Consider the following 308-nt stretch of genomic DNA (forward strand, 5'->3'; position numbering starts at 1 on the left):
ATCACGACCTTGGCCCCACTGTCTTGGAGCATGTAGTCGATGCGCTCCTGTGGATACATCGTATCCATCGGCACATACGCGCCTCCAGCCTTAAGTACCCCCAGAATGCTCACCAGAATATCCGCAGAACGTTCCAGCAATACGCCAACCGGTTGATCTGCTTCGACCCCTTCCGCTCGTAACACACGAGCCAATTGGTTCGCACGCTCATTCAGCTCAGTGTAGGTCAGTGCGGTGGCCCCAGACACAACTGCTATCCGCTCAGGGTTGCGCTTCGCTTGCTCTTCAAAGCGTTCGCTGAGCGAACG

1 protein-coding gene is annotated in these 308 nt (G+C 56.2%); it reads right to left on the minus strand.

The annotated features are described in order from the left end of the window. Nucleotides 1-308 (minus strand): AMP-binding protein (locus tag ACL9RM_RS26650; protein WP_414126722.1); only part of this gene is annotated, 308 nt, incomplete at both ends.

The organism is Paenibacillus sp. S29, assembly GCF_049319765.1.
GTDB lineage: Bacteria > Bacillota > Bacilli > Paenibacillales > Paenibacillaceae > Paenibacillus > Paenibacillus polymyxa_B.